Annotated in this window: 14 protein-coding genes and 1 pseudogene; 13 read left to right on the top strand and 2 right to left on the bottom strand. The window is 61.1% G+C overall.

What is annotated here, in order from left to right; translation table 11 throughout:
• Window positions 1-59: 59 nt before the first annotated feature.
• Together EFD56_RS14230 and EFD56_RS14225 are read right to left on the bottom strand one after the other, a co-directional pair.
• Window positions 60-779: a glycerophosphodiester phosphodiesterase gene (locus EFD56_RS14230; protein WP_126905574.1), complete on the bottom strand. Its 720-nt coding sequence runs from the start codon at window positions 777-779 to the stop codon at window positions 60-62.
• Complete coding sequence (locus EFD56_RS14225) at window positions 776-1,246, bottom strand: RidA family protein (RefSeq protein ID WP_004678601.1); 471 nt, start codon at window positions 1,244-1,246, stop codon at window positions 776-778. The genes EFD56_RS14230 and EFD56_RS14225 overlap by 4 nt, the downstream gene beginning before the upstream one ends.
• Before the next feature lie 136 nt (window positions 1,247-1,382).
• Between EFD56_RS14225 and EFD56_RS14220 the strand changes: the two genes are divergently transcribed.
• From EFD56_RS14220 to bamA, 13 genes and pseudogenes are all read left to right on the top strand, one after another.
• Window positions 1,383-2,219: a cell envelope integrity EipB family protein gene (locus tag EFD56_RS14220; RefSeq protein ID WP_037138571.1), complete on the top strand. Its 837-nt coding sequence runs from the start codon at window positions 1,383-1,385 to the stop codon at window positions 2,217-2,219.
• A 200-nt stretch (window positions 2,220-2,419) separates the two neighbouring features.
• Window positions 2,420-3,495 (top strand): annotated as a pseudogene (locus EFD56_RS14215) (toxic anion resistance protein).
• Between the two features lie 14 nt (window positions 3,496-3,509).
• Complete coding sequence (locus EFD56_RS14210) at window positions 3,510-5,078, top strand: substrate-binding domain-containing protein (RefSeq protein ID WP_085743626.1); 1,569 nt, start codon at window positions 3,510-3,512, stop codon at window positions 5,076-5,078.
• Between the two features lie 7 nt (window positions 5,079-5,085).
• Window positions 5,086-5,703 carry a 5-bromo-4-chloroindolyl phosphate hydrolysis family protein gene (locus EFD56_RS14205; RefSeq protein ID WP_085742441.1) on the top strand — a complete coding sequence of 206 codons (618 nt, stop codon included), beginning with the start codon at window positions 5,086-5,088 and terminating at the stop codon, window positions 5,701-5,703.
• Window positions 5,703-6,809, top strand: coding sequence for a type 2 periplasmic-binding domain-containing protein (locus tag EFD56_RS14200; RefSeq protein ID WP_085742442.1), 1,107 nt, complete (start codon window positions 5,703-5,705; stop codon window positions 6,807-6,809). Before EFD56_RS14205 ends, EFD56_RS14200 begins: the two co-directional genes overlap by 1 nt.
• Window positions 6,810-7,042: 233 nt before the next feature.
• Entirely contained in the window at window positions 7,043-7,810 is a 768-nt protein-coding gene (gene rpsB / locus EFD56_RS14195) for a 30S ribosomal protein S2 (protein ID WP_008526906.1), read from the top strand.
• Window positions 7,811-8,049: 239 nt separating this feature from the next.
• Window positions 8,050-8,976, top strand: coding sequence for a translation elongation factor Ts (gene tsf / locus EFD56_RS14190; RefSeq protein WP_126905573.1), 927 nt, complete (start codon window positions 8,050-8,052; stop codon window positions 8,974-8,976).
• A 96-nt stretch (window positions 8,977-9,072) separates the two neighbouring features.
• Window positions 9,073-9,795, top strand: a complete 723-nt coding sequence (gene pyrH, locus EFD56_RS14185; RefSeq protein ID WP_004678616.1) for a UMP kinase — start codon at window positions 9,073-9,075, stop codon at window positions 9,793-9,795.
• A gap of 70 nt (window positions 9,796-9,865) precedes the next feature.
• Window positions 9,866-10,426 (top strand): ribosome recycling factor, encoded by a 561-nt coding sequence (gene frr, locus EFD56_RS14180; protein WP_085742443.1) that lies wholly within the window; start codon window positions 9,866-9,868, stop codon window positions 10,424-10,426.
• A 37-nt stretch (window positions 10,427-10,463) separates the two neighbouring features.
• Window positions 10,464-11,207 carry an isoprenyl transferase gene (locus tag EFD56_RS14175; RefSeq protein ID WP_037138581.1) on the top strand — a complete coding sequence of 248 codons (744 nt, stop codon included), beginning with the start codon at window positions 10,464-10,466 and terminating at the stop codon, window positions 11,205-11,207.
• A complete protein-coding gene (locus EFD56_RS14170) occupies window positions 11,207-12,037 on the top strand; it encodes a phosphatidate cytidylyltransferase (protein ID WP_016732949.1) in 831 nt (276 codons plus the stop codon). Before EFD56_RS14175 ends, EFD56_RS14170 begins: the two co-directional genes overlap by 1 nt.
• A 37-nt stretch (window positions 12,038-12,074) precedes the next feature.
• Window positions 12,075-13,199, top strand: coding sequence for an RIP metalloprotease RseP (gene rseP / locus EFD56_RS14165; RefSeq protein ID WP_064818156.1), 1,125 nt, complete (start codon window positions 12,075-12,077; stop codon window positions 13,197-13,199).
• Window positions 13,200-13,395: 196 nt separating this feature from the next.
• Window positions 13,396-15,735, top strand: a complete 2,340-nt coding sequence (bamA, locus tag EFD56_RS14160) for an outer membrane protein assembly factor BamA (RefSeq protein ID WP_016732951.1) — start codon at window positions 13,396-13,398, stop codon at window positions 15,733-15,735.
• Window positions 15,736-15,743 lie beyond the last annotated feature (8 nt).

The raw sequence follows: 15,743 nt of genomic DNA, 5'->3' as shown, positions 1-15,743 counted from the left end.
GTGGAGGGACGGTTCGGCTCTCGCTCAATCTGCGCATGATCTTGGCCAAAAAGCGAGCGTCAAACCGCCACACGCGGGTCGAAGCCTTCGAAGGTCATCTGGTCTGCGTTGGCGAAGGTCCGCCGGCGCGCCTCTTCGTCGCGCACCGTCCAGGTGATGACGGGAATGCCCTTTTCGCGTTCGCCTGATATGAAGGCGTTCGGCAGGTCGTCATAATAATAGGAGATGAAATCGAGACCGATCTCCATCGCCTTGGCGTGCGTTGCGAACTCCTCCGGTGTGTTGCCGTTGGCGGTCAGCCCGAGCGGGTAAGGGGAGCCAAGCGCCTTCAGATCGCGCAGCAGCCAGTGGTCGAAGCTCATCAGCGCCACCTTGCCCTCATAACCCTCAAGCACCTCGAGAACGGCCTCGGCAAAGCCCTCGTCGTCGGCCTCGCGGCCCTTCAGCTCCAGCACCAGCGGCACCTTGCCCCGGACGAGATCGAGCAGCTGGCGGAGCGTCGGCACCTTGTCTCCGGTACCGCCGACGGCGATCAGCCCGAGCTCGCGGGAGGTGCGCTCGCGGACGTCGCCGGTGAGATTGCAGAGCCGCTGCAGGTCCTCGTCGTGAAAGATGATCGGCACGCCGTCGGAGGCGTAGTGCAGATCGCATTCGATCGCAAAGCCCGCTTCGACGGCGCGCGAAAAGGCCGAAAGCGTGTTTTCCCAGACGAGCTTATTGAGGTCGTGATAGCCGCGATGGGCGACCGGCACGTCCTTGATCCAGGCCGCATTCGTCATTCTGCGATTTCCATGATAGCATCGATCTCGACGGCGGCGTTCAGTGGCAGGGCGGCCATGCCGACGGCGGCGCGCGCATGTTTGCCGGCCTCGCCGAGCACGCCGGCTATCAGGTTGGACGCGCCGTTGATGACGAGATGCTGCTCGACAAAGTCGGGCGCCGAGGCGACGAAGCCGTTCAGCTTGATCACCCGGCGGATGCGGCCGAGATTGCCGCCAAGTGCCGCCTTCGCCTGGGCGAGGATGTTGATGGCGCAGAGCTCGGCGCCGCGTTGGCCACTCGCAACATCGACGGTCTTGCCGAGATGGCCTGATATGGCGACCTTGCCGCCTTCGAGGGGCAGCTGGCCGGAAATGTAGAGAAGATTGCCGCTGATGACGTAGGGAACGTAATTTGCGGCCGGGGCTGCGGCTTCGGGCAGGGTTATCCCCATCTCAGTCAGCCGCGCTGCAATTTCATTGGACATTTTCGTCTCCGCTTTTGTTGTCAATGTTTCAAAAATTATGCATCAAGACTAGAATCTTTATTATGACAGCTTCGAGCCTCGATTTGGCCGAAAGAGTTCATATAACATCGCGGCCGAGTCCAACAGGAGTGAATGAATGTTCCGATCGTCGCTTGCCGCTTTGCTTCTTGCCAGCGTATCCGCCAATGCATGGGCGGGGGCGCCTGCGGCGAGCGCTGCGGCCGCGACCGGCCTCATCGCCCATCGCGCGGTCTACGATCTGGAATTGAAGGACGCTTCGGACCGCTCCGGCATCGCCGGCATGTTCGGCCGCATGGTCTATGAGTTCGACGGCAACTATTGCCAGGGCTTCACCACGAATTTCCGCTTCGTGACGCAAATCGACACCGGCGACAGCGTGCGTGTCAGCGACCAGCAGACGACGACCTTCGAGAACCTGAAGGACGGCAAGTTCACCTTCGACACCAAATCCTTCACCGACGAGCAGCTCGACAAGGAGGTCAACGGTGCCGCTCAGGATCAGCCCGATGGCGTCAAGGTTGATCTCAAGCAGCCGGCGAACCGCGAACTGCAGCTGGCCGAAAGCCGCTTTCCCACGGAGCACATGCTCGACGTGATCCAGAACGCCAAAGACGGCAAGCGCTTCTTCGAGGCGCGCGTCTTCGATGGTTCCGATGACGGCGACAAGGCGCTGGTGACGACGACGATCGTCGGCAAGCAGCAGACGCCGGTTGCCGAGGAGGCCGATGCCGGCAATGCCGGCGCCTTCTCCAAGACCGCGTTCTGGCCGGTGACGATTGCCTATTTCAACGAGAATGCGAAATCCGATTCGCTGCCGGTCTATCGCATGTCCTTCAAGCTCTATGAGAACGGCATCACCCGCGACCTGACGATGGATTACGGCGATTTCGTCCTGACCGGCAAGCTTGCCAAGCTGGAACTGCTCGAGCGCAAGGCCGAGGCTTGTCAGTAAGCTGCGGCTCTTTTCCACTGTCATAAAACTGTATCATAAAGTTCATTATTGTGTGGGCGACCAGCGATGATTGAGTCGCCTTCTGTCGTCCTGCTCTTCGGATCGGTGCGATCCCAGCGGCCAGTCCATCGCGACGGGGCCTGTAATTGCAAAATAGGCCTCCAGACGACGACGCGCCGCAAGCCTGGAAAGCCCGCCTTATGGCCGAAACCGATCTCGCGACTGTTCAGAACGCCGCCCTGCCGGTTGTTGCAGCCGATCCGGCGGAAATCGCCCGCATTTCCGACGGCATCAACATCACCGACCGCGCCGCCATCTCGGTCTATGGCGACCGCGCCCAGCAGTCGGTCAGCGATTATGCCGACAGGATCCTGCGCGAGGTCCGCAACAAGGATCTTGGCGAGATCGGCCGCCTGCTGACCGACATCATCATCAAGTCGAAGAACCTCGATCCGGCATCCCTGAAGGACAAGGGCTTTCTCAGCCGCATATTCCTTTCAGCCAAAGCGCGGCTCGAACGGTTCAAAGAGGAGTTCGAGGACGTGGCCGGCCAGATCGATCGGATCGGCCTGGAGCTCGACAGACACAAGGATACGCTGCGGCGCGACATCGCGCTGCTCGACGATCTGCATGAGGAAACCAAGCAATCGATCATGCGGCTCGATGCCTATGTGCAGGCCGGCAGACGTTCGCCGAGCGTTTCCGCAGCACCGAACTGCCGATGCTGAAGGCGCAGGCCGAAGCGGCAGCGACCGGCCCCGGCGGCGGCATGCTGGAGGCGCAGACCTATCAGGACAGCCTACAGGCGCTCGACCGGCTGGAAAAGCGGGTCTTCTACCTGCAGCAGGCGCGCCAGCTCGGCATCCAGCAATTGCCGCAGATCCGCATCGTCCAGTCGGGCGACGAGACACTGATCGAGAACCTGCAGGCGACCTCGGCGCTGACCGTGCCGGCCTGGAAGCAGAAGATGGTGATCCTGCTCGGCCTGACGCGGCAGAAATCGGCGCTCGAGTTGCAGAAGGCGGTGACGGACGCCACCAACGATATGATCCGCCAGGCGTCCGAGATGATGAAGGACCAGGCGATATCAATCGAACAGCAGTCGCAGCGCGGCATCGTCGATATCGAGACGCTCGCCAAGGCGAACAAGGATCTGATCGATACGATATCAGGCGTGCTTCGGGTTCAGGAGGAGGGACGCCGGAAGCGGGCGCAGGCAGAGCAGCAGATGGAGCAGATGACGATCGACCTCAAGAAGGCGATGACTCAGGCGTGATCGACAGGATGACGATGCGAGCGCTGCTTTCGGGCCTGGCACTTCTTGCCGCTCTCCCCCTTGCTGGCTGCAATCCCTTCGGCCAGGGGCCGGAGTTCTCGATCGTGTCGGGCTCGGAAAACACCGTCCTCCAGCCGATCGTCGAGGAATTCTGCAATCAGAAGAATGCCATCTGTACCTTCAAATACGAAGGCACGCTCGATATCGGCCTGGCGCTGCAGAGCGACGAGGGCGTCGCCCAGGATGCGGTCTGGCCGGCCTCGAGCGTCTGGGTCGACATGTTCGACACCAGGCGCCGCGTCAAGAACCTGACCTCGATTGCGCAGACGCCGGTGGTATTGGGGGTGCGCAGGTCGAAGGCCGAGCAGCTCGGCTGGATCGGCAAGGATGTCTTCATGAAGGACATTCTCGCTGCAGTCGAAAATGGATCGCTGAGGTTCCTGATGACCTCGGCGACACAATCGAATTCGGGCGCCAGCGCCTATCTCGCCATGCTGTCGAGCGCACTCGGCAACAAGCCGGTAATCGAACCGGGCGATCTCGACGACAAAAACGTTCAGGACAGCGTCCGGGCGCTGCTTTCAGGTGTTGTGCGCTCGTCCGGCTCCTCCGGCTGGCTTGCCGATCTCTACGTCGATTCCGCCGGCAAGGGCACGCTCTACGACGCGATGTGGAATTACGAGGCGGTGCTGAAGGAAACCAACGACAAACTTGCCGCCCTGTCGCAGGAGCCGCTTTACGCGATCTATCCGGCCGATGGCGTGGCTATGGCGGATTCGCCGATCGGCTTCGTCGATCATGGCCGCGGGCCCGAGGTCCAGACCTTCTTCAACGATCTGCTGACCTATCTCCGCTCAGGCCCGGTGCAGCAACGCGTTGCCGATACCGGCCGACGTATTCCGCTGACCGGCGTCGCCCCAAAACCGGAACCAAACTGGAATTTCGATCCGACCCGGCTGGTGACGGCGATCCGCATGCCGGAGCCGGGCGTCATCCGTCAGGCGCTCACCCTTTATCAGGCAGCGCTGCGCAAACCGTCGCTGACCGCCCTCTGCCTCGATTTTTCCGGCTCGATGCAGGGGAACGGCGAGGACCAGCTGCAGAAGGCGATGCGTTTCCTGCTGACGCCTGATGAGGCGAGCAGGGTGCTGGTGCAATGGTCGCCGGCCGACCAGATCATCGTCATTCCCTTCGACAGCAGCGTGCGCAACATGTTCACGGCAAGCGGAAATCCCCTGGAGCAGGAGGGGCTGCTGAACGAGGTTTCCAGGCAGAAGGCGAATGGCGGTACCAACATGTATGCCTGCGCCGAACGGGCTTTGCAGCAGATCGCCAGAACCGACAGGCTCTCGACCTATCTGCCGGCCATCGTCATCATGACCGACGGCAGGTCCGATGATCAAAGCCAGGCCTTCATGAGCGAGTGGAACACGATCGAGCCGCGTGTACCGATCTTCGGCATCACATTCGGCGACGCCGACAAGAACCAGCTCGACACCCTTGCCAAGCAGACCTCGGCGCGCGTATTCGACGGCGGTTCGGATCTCGCCACCGCCTTCCGTACCGCGCGCGGTTATAATTAGGACAGGCATGCGCAACTGGCTCGGCAATGACGGCAACTGGATCGTGGCGGGACTGGCGGCGGCCATCACCGTACCGCTGTTGAGCTTTGTCGCCGGCATGCCCTTCTGGATTGCCGCTATCATCGCCCTTCTGGTCTTTGCCGGGCTCGTCAGTCTGCTGGCGCCGCGCCGGTTGTTCGAAGGACTCGATTTGAAGCGCATCGGCAGCGGGCGCGTCGCCTTTGCCCGCGACCTCCTGGAGGCGGCCGTTCCCTTTGCTGAAAGGCTGGAGAGCGCCGCCGATGCGATCGCCGACAAGCCGGCGGCGAAGGCTGTCCGGCACCTTGCCGAGATCGCCGCCGACGTCTTTCGCAAGGTCGAGGCCAAGCCCGAAAGCGCCAATGCCGTGCGCCGGTTTCTCTCCTATTATCTGCCGCGCGCCGCCGAGGTGGCGGAAGGGTTTGCCGTGATCGAAGCCAAACGCGTTCCCGACCCGAAGCAGTTGGGGGAGGTGCGCGGCGTTCTGGTGAAGCTCGAAGAGGCCTTCGTTCATTACGCCGACAGCCTCGTCGACGAGGAACTCGGCACGCTCGACACTGATCTGCGCCTGATCCAGGCATCGCTCAAAGAGGATATCGGACGCTGATGGCCCTTTCTCGTCGCGCCTTTGGAGTGGGACTGCTCGGAGCGGGAATCGCCGGCACCGGCGGTTATTTCGCCGTCAGGGACCGCCCGGAATGGCAGGGCCTGCTGGGCAGCCGCACAACGCTGTTTGGCTTCGTCGGCGGCGAGAAGGAGGCCTTCCTCGCCGATCCCGACGTCATCAGCGCGCTCGGCGCCTACGGAGTGACGATGGATAGCCGCGTCGCCGGCTCCGTCGAGATGGTGCGCGAACAGGCGCTGCTGTCGCAGCATCCGCAATTTCTGTGGCCGTCCTCTTCGATCATGGTCGATATCGCACGGCAGAACGGCATCGGTATCCGCAACGACCGCGTCGTGCTGAATACGCCCATCGTCGTCTATTCCTGGCAGCCCGTGGTCGACGGGCTGATGAAGGCCGGACTGGTGACGGTGACCGGCGAAGGTCATCATCAGCTCGATCTGAAGGCGCTGCTCGATGCGATTCTTGCCGGCGCCGACTGGTCGAAGCTCGGCGTCAATTCGCTCTATGGCCGCGCCCGCATCGTCTCGACCGATCCCAACCGCTCCAATTCCGGCTTCATGTTCGCGGGCCTGGTGCTCAGCCTTTTCAGCGGCAATGTCGCGACATCGGCCGATCTCGCCGCGTTCGGCGGCAAGGTGCAGGCGATCTTCCGCAACATGGGCTTCAAATCGCCGTCGTCGGGAAAGCTTTTCGACCAGTACCTGGCCGGCGGGCTCGGCGGCGAGCCGATGATTGTCGGCTATGAGAATCAGCTGGTTGAATGGATCCTCGCCGATCCCACCCGCTGGGATCGCATCAAGTCGAGCACGGGTGCAAAGCCGGTGGTGCTCTATCCGCGTCCGACCGTCTATTCCGCGCATCCGCTGATCGTCGTCGACGAGAACGCAAACCGGCTGATCGAGGCTCTGACCAGCCCGCGGCTGCAGGAACTTGCCTGGGCCAAACACGGCTTCCGCGGTCCCTTGGGGACAGCGACCGGCGATGCCGACAGCGCCATCGGCAGCATGCTGCCGGCCGAGGTCGACGCCATTCTGCCGATGCCGGATGCAGGCGTCATGCTGTCGCTGCTGTCGACACCGGCAAGCTGAGCGGCGGCATCTGCAGGGCAGGGCAAGCATCGTGTCGCGCGGCGGAATCCTTGTTTTTGTGCTGAATGGAATGTTTTCCTTGCTTTTATGCCGAACGGGATGTAAGGGCACCGGCATTCCACACGTAAGGCATGGGGCCGTCCGGGAGAAATCCGGGCTGTTCCGCCCGGTGGCATCTTCGAAGAGGATGCTGTTCGCCTTGCGGAGGTTCAACCGGAAAAGGATAAAAAGGCATGGCATTGCCCGATTTCTCTATGCGCCAGCTTCTTGAGGCAGGCGTCCACTTCGGCCACCAGACGCACCGCTGGAACCCGAAGATGAAGCCGTACATCTTCGGCGATCGGAATAACATTCACATCATCGATTTGGCCCAGACCGTTCCGATGCTGTCGCGCGCCCTTCAGGTCGTCAGCGACACCGTTGCTCGCGGCGGTCGCGTTCTCTTCGTCGGCACCAAGCGCCAGGCGTCCGAGATCATCGCCGACAGCGCCAAGCGCTCGGCCCAGTACTACGTCAACTCGCGCTGGCTCGGCGGCATGATGACGAACTGGAAGACGATCTCCAACTCGATCCAGCGCCTGCGCAAGCTCGATGAGATCCTCGGCGGCGAAGCCCAGGGCTTCACCAAGAAGGAACGTCTGAACCTAGAGCGCGAGCGTGAAAAGCTCGACAAGGCTCTCGGCGGTATCCGCGATATGGGCGGCACCCCCGACCTGATGTTCATCATCGACACCAACAAGGAAAAGATCGCGATCGACGAAGCCAAGCGCCTCGGCATCCCGGTTGTCGCCATCATCGACTCGAACTGCGATCCCGACCTGATCGACTATCCGATCCCGGGCAACGACGACGCATCGCGCGCAATCGCTCTTTACTGCGAGCTGATCTCCCGCGCTGCCATCGACGGCATCGCGCGTCAGCAGAGCTCTTCCGGCCGTGATCTCGGCGCATCCTCCGAAGTTCCGGTCGAGCCGGCTCTCGAAGAAGCAGCCGAAGGCTGATGAAAGCGGGCGGATCGAAAACTCCGCCAAAGCTTGCATGGACTGGGGAAGGCCGCTCGCGACTCATCGAAGTTCGGCGGCCTTACCTGTTTCAGGGCGGAGGCGTCATCCTTCGCCAGATAAGTTTTCGTTATGACGCGTCTTCATCACGCTGTCATACATACAGGTACATTTCGTGCCTCAATCCGGTGCCGCGCCGCGCTTTGCGGCCCACCGTTTGAACCGACAAGAGGAAGATAATGAGCGAGATTACGGCTGCAATGGTGAAGGAACTGCGCGAAAAGACCGGCGCAGGCATGATGGACTGCAAGAAGGCGCTTGCCGAAACCAATGGCGACATGGAAGCGGCGATCGACTGGCTGCGCGCCAAGGGCATCGCCAAGGCCGACAAGAAGTCTGGCCGTACCGCTGCCGAAGGCCTCATCGGCGTTTCGAGCGAAGGCACCAAAGCCGTCGTTGTCGAAGTCAACTCCGAAACCGACTTCGTCGCCCGCAACGACGCCTTCCAGGATCTCGTCCGCGGCATCGCCAAGGTCGCCGTTTCCACGAACGGCAGCGTCGAGGCCGTTGCGGCCGCGACCTACCCGGCATCCGGCAAGTCGGTTTCCGACACGATCAAGGATGCGATCGCAACGATCGGCGAGAATATGAACCTGCGCCGCTCGGTCGCTCTCTCCGTCGAGGACGGCGTTGTTGCCACCTATATCCACAATGCCGTTTCCGACGGTCTCGGCAAGCTTGGCGTTCTCGTCGCGCTGAAGTCGACCGGCGACAAGGAAGCCCTGAACGCAATCGGCCGTCAGGTCGCCATGCATATTGCCGCGACCGCGCCGCTGGCGATCCGCCCGGAGGAAGTCGATGCCGCCGTCGCCGAGCGCGAGCGCAACGTCTTCATCGAGCAGTCGCGCGCTTCCGGCAAGCCGGACAACATCATCGAGAAGATGGTGGAAGGCCGCATGCGCAAGTTCTTCGAGGAAGTCGCCCTTCTGTCGCAGGCTTTCGTCATCAATCCTGACCTGACCGTCGCAGTTGCCGTCAAGGAAGCTGAAAAGGCCGTCGGCGCTCCGATCGAAGTTGCCGGCATGGCCCGTCTTCTGCTCGGCGAAGGCGTCGAGAAGGAAGAGACCGATTTCGCAGCCGAAGTCGCGGCTGCCGTCAAGGGTTGATCTTCCAGCCATAATTGGGAAAACAAGAAGGGCATCGCGTGACAACGCGGTGCCCTTCGTGTATCGGGCATTCACGGCAATTTACGAGGAGCCAAGATGTCTTTAGAGCCTGTCTATAAACGCGTTCTGCTCAAGGCTTCCGGCGAAGCGCTCATGGGTGCTCAGGGTTTCGGGATCGATGTCGCGGTGGCGGACCGCATTGCATCGGATATCGCCGAGGCAAGGCATATGGGCGTGGAAGTCGGCGTCGTCGTCGGTGGCGGCAATATCTTCCGTGGTGTCGCGGTGGCATCAAAGGGCGGCGACCGGGTGACCGGCGACCATATGGGCATGCTCGGCACCATCATCAACGCGCTGGCGCTGGCGACCTCGCTGCGCAAGCTCAACATCGACACGGTGGTGCTTTCGGCCATCTCCATGCCGGAGATCTGCGAGAGCTTTTCGCAGCGCGCGACCCTCTATCATCTGTCAATGGGACGCGTGGTGATCTTTGCCGGCGGCACCGGAAACCCCTTCTTCACCACCGATTCCGCCGCGGCACTCCGCGCCGCCGAAATGGGTGCGCAAGCCATCTTCAAGGGCACGCAGGTCGACGGCATCTATAGCGCCGACCCGAAGAAATATCCCGACGCGACGCGGTTTGATCGTCTGACGCACCAGGAAGTGCTGGACAGAGGGCTTGCGGTGATGGACGTTGCCGCTGTGGCGCTCGCCAGAGAGAATTCCATTCCGATCATCGTCTTCTCGATCCACGAGAAGGGCGGTTTTGCCGAAATCTTGAAGGGCGATGGCCTCAAGACCATCGTCTCCGACAATTGATAGTTAGAGCATGATGGTGTCCGAAACCGCTGACGCTTTTCGGCATCATGCTTGAGACGGGAGCATCAACATGAGTCAAGGTATCGATATCAAGGAACTGAAGCGCCGCATGGATGGCGCGGTTTCCGCATTCAAGAGCGACATCGCATCGCTGCGCACCGGCCGTGCCTCGGCCAACATCCTCGATCCGGTGACGATCGAGGCCTATGGTTCGCGCGTGCCGCTGAACCAGGTCGCCAACATCACCGTGCCCGAGCCGCGTATGCTGACTGTTTCCGTCTGGGACAAGTCGATGGTCAGCGCCGTCGAACGCGGCATCCGCGAATCCAACCTTGGCCTCAACCCGATTGTCGACGGCCAGAGCCTTCGCATCCCGCTGCCGGAGTTGAACGAGGAGCGTCGCAAATCGCTCGTCAAGGTGGCTCACGACTATGCCGAAAAGAGCAAGGTCGCGATTCGCCATGTCCGCCGCGACGGCATGGATGGCCTCAAGAAAGCCGAAAAGGATGGCGTAATCGGCCAGGACGAGAGCCGTGCACAGTCGGAACGCGTACAGAAGATGACCGACGAGACGATTTCCGAAATCGACCGCTTGCTTGGCGAGAAGGAAAAGGAAATCATGCAGGTCTAGTGGATCTGTGCCTTTGCCTGGAAAGACCGGACGGGAAATGTCGGAATCTGTATTTTTGACTGTGCCAGAGCATGTTGCCATCATCATGGATGGCAATGGCCGCTGGGCCAAGCAGCGTGGTCTGCCGCGCACGATGGGCCATCGCAAGGGCGTCGAGGCTGTGCGCGAGACAGTGCGCGCGGCCGGCGCGGCTGGCATAAAATATCTGACCCTCTTTGCCTTCTCCTCGGAGAACTGGCGCCGGCCCGAGGCTGAAGTCTCCGATCTGCTCGGTCTGCTCAAGGCTTTCATCCGCCGTGACCTGGCCGAGTTGCATCGCCAGAATGTGCGCATCAGGGTGATTGGCGATCGCCACAGCCTGCGCAGCGATATCCTCGGCCTGCTGCTAGAAGCGGAGGAGACGACCAAGGACAATACGGCGCTGACGCTGGTCATCGCCTTCAATTACGGCTCGCGCGATGAAATCTCCCGCGCCGTGGTGAGCCTGGCCAGGGACGTCGAGGCCGGTCGCCTGAGGGCGCAGGACATCACGCCTGCGCTGATCGACGCCCGTCTCGACACGGCGGGTATCCCTGATCCGGATCTCATCATCCGGACCAGCGGCGAGGAGCGGCTTTCCAACTTCCTGCTGTGGCAGGCCGCTTATTCGGAATTCATCTTCGTTCCGGAATATTGGCCGGATTTCAGCCCGGAAATCTTCCGCTCGGCGCTTGAAAAATTCGCCTCCCGCGACCGGCGTTTCGGCGGCCTGTCGTCGCAGGCAGCCGCGGTTGGCACCTGATGCAGCGGGAACTGAAACTGCGCATCGCGTCAGGGCTGGTTCTCGCAGTCATCGTTCTTGCCGCCACCTGGTATGGCGGCCTCGCCTTCCGCGTCCTGGCGGCCGTGATCGGTCTATTGATCTATTATGAATGGTCGAAAATAACCGGCGTCGCCCGTGACTGGGTTGCCAATGTCGTCGGCTGGATCGGCGAGGCGGCGATCGCTTTCCTGGTGCTTGTCGGCAATTTCGAGTTCGCCGCCGGCATGCTGGCCGGCGTGACCGCCGTTGGGATCGCCTTGATCATCCTGCACGGCACGAGCCGCTGGTTCCCGGCCGGCCTGTTTTATGCCGGCGCCACCAGCGTGGCGCTCGCCGCGATCAGAGGCGACGATCGGCCGGGCCTTTATGCCATGCTCTTCGTCTTCGCCGTCGTCTGGGCGACCGATATCCTCGCCTACTTCGTCGGCAGGGCTCTTCGCGGGCCAAAGCTCGCCCCGTCGATCTCGCCCGGAAAGACATGGTCCGGCGCTATCGGCGGCGCCGTTTCGGCGGTCGTTGCCGGTGTGGCCCTTATGCATTTTCTTCTGCCGGGTGCGGAAGCCATCGCCGCCGTCGTGGCGCTCGTTCTGTCGGTTTGCAGCCAGTCGGGCGATCTGTTTGAATCTTTCATCAAGCGAAAATTCGGCGTCAAGGATTCAAGCCATCTCATTCCCGGCCATGGCGGCGTCATGGATCGTGTCGACGGACTGATTTTCGCCTGTTTTTCGGCGTTATTGCTTGCTGGGCTTTTTTCGCTGATAAAGGGGGCAGGAATGACGTCTCTTGGCGCGGCACTGTTCGCCCTCTGATGACACTGCAGGCTGACGGAAGGAACTCAAGGAAGTGATGAGCGGCCTATATACATTTCTGATGGGGAATGTCGTCACCTTCATCCTCGTGCTCTCGCTGCTCGTCTTCGTGCATGAGATGGGGCATTATCTGGTCGGGCGCTGGAGCGGCATTCGCATTCTCGCCTTTTCGGTCGGTTTCGGCCCGGAGATATTCGGCTTCAACGACCGCCATGGAACCCGCTGGAAGATTTCGGCGATCCCGCTTGGCGGTTACGTTCGTTTCTTCGGCGACGAGGACGCCTCGAGCAAGCCCGACAGCGAGAAGGTAGCCGCCATGTCCGAGGAGGACAGGGCGCGCTCCTTTGCCGGCGCCAAGCTGTGGAAACGCGCCGCGACCGTCGCCGCCGGCCCGATCGCCAACTTCCTGCTGGCAATCGCCATTTTCGCGGTTCTTTTCTCGGTTTACGGCCGCATGATCGCCGATCCCGTCGTGGCCGAAGTCACACCGGGCGGAGCGGCGGCGGCGGCCGGCATCCTTCCCGGCGATCTTTTGGTTGCGATCGACGGCAGCAAGGTCGAGACCTTCGACGACGTGCGCCGCTATGTCGCCATTCGCCCGAGCCAGAAAATCGTCGTGACGGTCGAGCGCGGCGGCCAGAAGCTCGATGTGCCGATGGTGCCGCAGCGGACCGACCGGACCGATCAATTCGGCAACAAGATCGAACTCGGCCAGATCGGCATCGTCACCAACAAGGAAGCGGGCAATTTCCGCCTGCGGAACTACACGCCGCTTGAGGCGGTGCGGGAAGGCGTGATCGAAAGCGCAGGCATCGTCACCGGCACCTTCAAATATATCGCAAATATTTTCGCCGGATCGATGCGGGCCGACCAATTGGGTGGGCCGATCCGCGTGGCGCAGGCGTCCGGCCAGATGGCAAGCCTCGGTATCGGCGCCGTGCTGCAGCTTGCTGCGACCCTTTCAGTTTCGATAGGATTGCTTAACCTGATGCCCGTTCCGGTACTTGATGGCGGCCACCTGATGTTCTATGCGGTGGAGGCGGTGAGGGGCAGACCCCTGGGCGCCAAGGCTCAGGAAATCGCGTTTCGCATCGGCTTGGCAATGATACTGACATTGATGGTATTTACGACCTGGAACGACATAAGCCTGAGCTCAGGGTAAACGCGCAAGGCAAGGGAATTACTATTTATTTACGATGTTTCAAGGCTGTAGTGGCGAATGGGTCACGCTTCGAAATGAAGTAAACAGAAATTAACGCCCTCCCTTGCTTGTATGTCAAAAGCGGGTAAAACGACACACGTGACCGGAATCGGGTTCTCCCGGGGACGGGTACGAGGGAAAAAAGGTAATAGGTGAAATGAAGGCTGGTTCAAAGTTTTTGAACGCAGTATCGGCGGTTGCGCTGTCTGCTAGTGTTGTTGCTTCGGGCGCAGGCGCTTTGACGTTCGTTTCCGCTACGGCTGCCGAGGCCGCGGTCATCCAGCGCATCGATGTGCGCGGCGCCAGCCGCGTCGGCGCGGAAGCCGTTCGGTCGAACCTGACGATCACGCCCGGCAAGAGTTTTTCGAACACCGATATCGATAACTCGGTCAAGCAGCTCTACGGCACCGGTTACTTCTCCGACGTCAAGATTTCGGTCTCCGGCGGCACGCTCGTCGTCAATGTCCAGGAGGCCCAGCTCGTCAATCAGGTCGTCTTCAATGGCAATCGCAAGATCAAGGACGACAAGCTCGCGACGATCGTCCAGACTCATGCTGCCGGTCCCTACAGCGATACGCAGATCCAGTCCGACATCCAGGCGATCAAGGAAGCCTATGCCGCCACCGGCCGCAGCGAAGTCGAGGTGACGACGCAGGTGGTGCCGCTCGGCGAAGGTCGCGTCAATCTCGCCTTCGTCATCAACGAAGGCGACCGCACCAAGATCGATTCGATCAATTTCGTCGGCAACAATGCTTACAGCGCCGGCCGTCTGGCTGCTGTCATCAATACCAAGCGTTCGAACTTCCTTTCGTTCCTGACCCGCAAGGACGTCTATAACGAAGACAAGCTTCACGCCGATGAAGAAGCGCTGCGTCAGTTCTATTACAATCGCGGCTATGCCGATATGCGCATCGTCTCTTCCGATGCAAGCTTCGACGAGGCAACCAACAAGTACACGCTCACCTTCAACATCGAAGAAGGTCAGCGTTACGACTTCGGACCGGTGACCGTTCAGTCGACCGTCGAAGGCGTCGGCTCGGATCAGCTGCTGCCGCTAGTGCGGACGAAGGAAGGCCATGTCTACAGCGCCAAGGAGGTGCAGAAGTCGATCGAAGCCATCTCCGATCAGGTGGCCTCTGCCGGTTATCCCTTCGCGCGCGTCACGCCGCGCGGTAACCGCGACCTCAACAACAACACGATCGGTGTCGAATATCTGGTCGACCAGGGCGAACGCGCTTATGTCGAGCGCATCGAAATCCGCGGCAACAGCCGCACGCGCGATTACGTCATCCGCCGCGAATTCGATATGAGCGAAGGCGACGCCTTCAATCAGCAGATGATCACCAAGGCTAAGCGCCGCCTCGAAGCGCTCGGCTATTTCTCCTCCGTCAATATCTCCACCCAGCCAGGCAGCTCGCCGGATCGTGTCGTGGTGGTCGTCGACGTGCAGGATCAGTCCACCGGTTCGTTCGGCGTCGGCGCGGGTTATGCCGCCGGCGGTGACGGTCTGCTGCTCGAAGCGTCGATCGAAGAGAAGAACTTCCTCGGTCGCGGCCAGTACATCCGCATCTCGGCCGGCGGCGGTCAGGAAGGTTCGCGCGCCTACGGCGTCAGCTTCACCGAGCCCTACTTCCTCGGTTATCGTCTGGCGGCGGGCTTCGATGTCAACCACAGCGAAACGTCGAGCAACGACAACTACGATTACGAGGAAACCAGCGTCGTCCTGCGCGTCACCGCGCCGATCACCGAGGATCTGGCGACGACCTTCCGCTATAACTACAAGCAGATGAAGTATGACGCTGACAATAACGATCTTTCCGATCTGTCGGCACCGTATCAGCACCTTGTCGAGGACAGCCCGTGGACGCGGTCTTCCATCTCGCAGACGCTGACCTACAACACGCTCGACGACACCGTCCTGCCGCGCGAAGGCATTTACGCGACGGCGACGCAGGAAATTGCCGGTCTCGGCGGAGACTCGCAGTTCTACAAGATCTACGGCAAGGCCCGTTACTACCACCTCCTCGCTGACGACGCCGATATCATCGGCTCGGTTTCGGCTTCGGCTGGTTATGTCGTCGGCTTCGGCGAGCATCTGAACGTTTTCGACCAGTTCACGCTGACCAACGGCGACATTCGCGGTTTCGAAAACAAGGGTATCGGCCCGCGCGTTGCCGGCACCAACGACGATCCGCTGGGTGGCACGACGTATTTCACCGCGTCGGCCGAAGCAACCTTCCCGATGCCGGGCTTCCCGCGTGACTTCAATCTGCGCGGCGCGGTCTTCGCCGATGCCGGCACGTTGTTCGGCAACGACGTCGACCTCAGGGGTGACGGCATCGAGGGTGAAGACGCCTCGCTGCGCGCTTCTGTCGGCGTCGGCGTCGTCTGGCAGTCTCCCTTCGGTTCATTGCGTCTGGATTACGCAATCCCGGTCCTCAAGGAAGACTTCGACAAGACGCAGAACTTCAAGTTTGGCATCAACAACCAATTCTGATATCGGCA

The sequence above is a fragment of the Rhizobium phaseoli genome, assembly GCF_003985125.1.
In the GTDB taxonomy this organism is placed as follows: Bacteria; Pseudomonadota; Alphaproteobacteria; order Rhizobiales; family Rhizobiaceae; genus Rhizobium; species Rhizobium phaseoli.
The sequence above is the reverse complement of the archived record's forward strand: the minus strand, read 5'-3'. Positions and strand labels throughout refer to the sequence as shown.

Excerpts from the sequence above, each read along its gene's own strand:
- EFD56_RS14230 (WP_126905574.1), bottom strand. The coding sequence starts at position 779 with ATGACGAATGCGGCCTGGATCAAGGACGTGCCGGTCGCCCATCGCGGC.
- EFD56_RS14225 (WP_004678601.1), bottom strand. The coding sequence starts at position 1,246 with ATGTCCAATGAAATTGCAGCGCGGCTGACTGAGATGGGGATAACCCTG.
- EFD56_RS14220 (WP_037138571.1), top strand. The coding sequence starts at position 1,383 with ATGTTCCGATCGTCGCTTGCCGCTTTGCTTCTTGCCAGCGTATCCGCC.
- EFD56_RS14210 (WP_085743626.1), top strand. The coding sequence starts at position 3,510 with ATGCGAGCGCTGCTTTCGGGCCTGGCACTTCTTGCCGCTCTCCCCCTT.
- EFD56_RS14205 (WP_085742441.1), top strand. The coding sequence starts at position 5,086 with ATGCGCAACTGGCTCGGCAATGACGGCAACTGGATCGTGGCGGGACTG.
- EFD56_RS14200 (WP_085742442.1), top strand. The coding sequence starts at position 5,703 with ATGGCCCTTTCTCGTCGCGCCTTTGGAGTGGGACTGCTCGGAGCGGGA.
- rpsB (WP_008526906.1), top strand. The coding sequence starts at position 7,043 with ATGGCATTGCCCGATTTCTCTATGCGCCAGCTTCTTGAGGCAGGCGTC.
- tsf (WP_126905573.1), top strand. The coding sequence starts at position 8,050 with ATGAGCGAGATTACGGCTGCAATGGTGAAGGAACTGCGCGAAAAGACC.
- pyrH (WP_004678616.1), top strand. The coding sequence starts at position 9,073 with ATGTCTTTAGAGCCTGTCTATAAACGCGTTCTGCTCAAGGCTTCCGGC.
- frr (WP_085742443.1), top strand. The coding sequence starts at position 9,866 with ATGAGTCAAGGTATCGATATCAAGGAACTGAAGCGCCGCATGGATGGC.
- EFD56_RS14175 (WP_037138581.1), top strand. The coding sequence starts at position 10,464 with ATGTCGGAATCTGTATTTTTGACTGTGCCAGAGCATGTTGCCATCATC.
- EFD56_RS14170 (WP_016732949.1), top strand. The coding sequence starts at position 11,207 with ATGCAGCGGGAACTGAAACTGCGCATCGCGTCAGGGCTGGTTCTCGCA.
- rseP (WP_064818156.1), top strand. The coding sequence starts at position 12,075 with ATGAGCGGCCTATATACATTTCTGATGGGGAATGTCGTCACCTTCATC.
- bamA (WP_016732951.1), top strand. The coding sequence starts at position 13,396 with ATGAAGGCTGGTTCAAAGTTTTTGAACGCAGTATCGGCGGTTGCGCTG.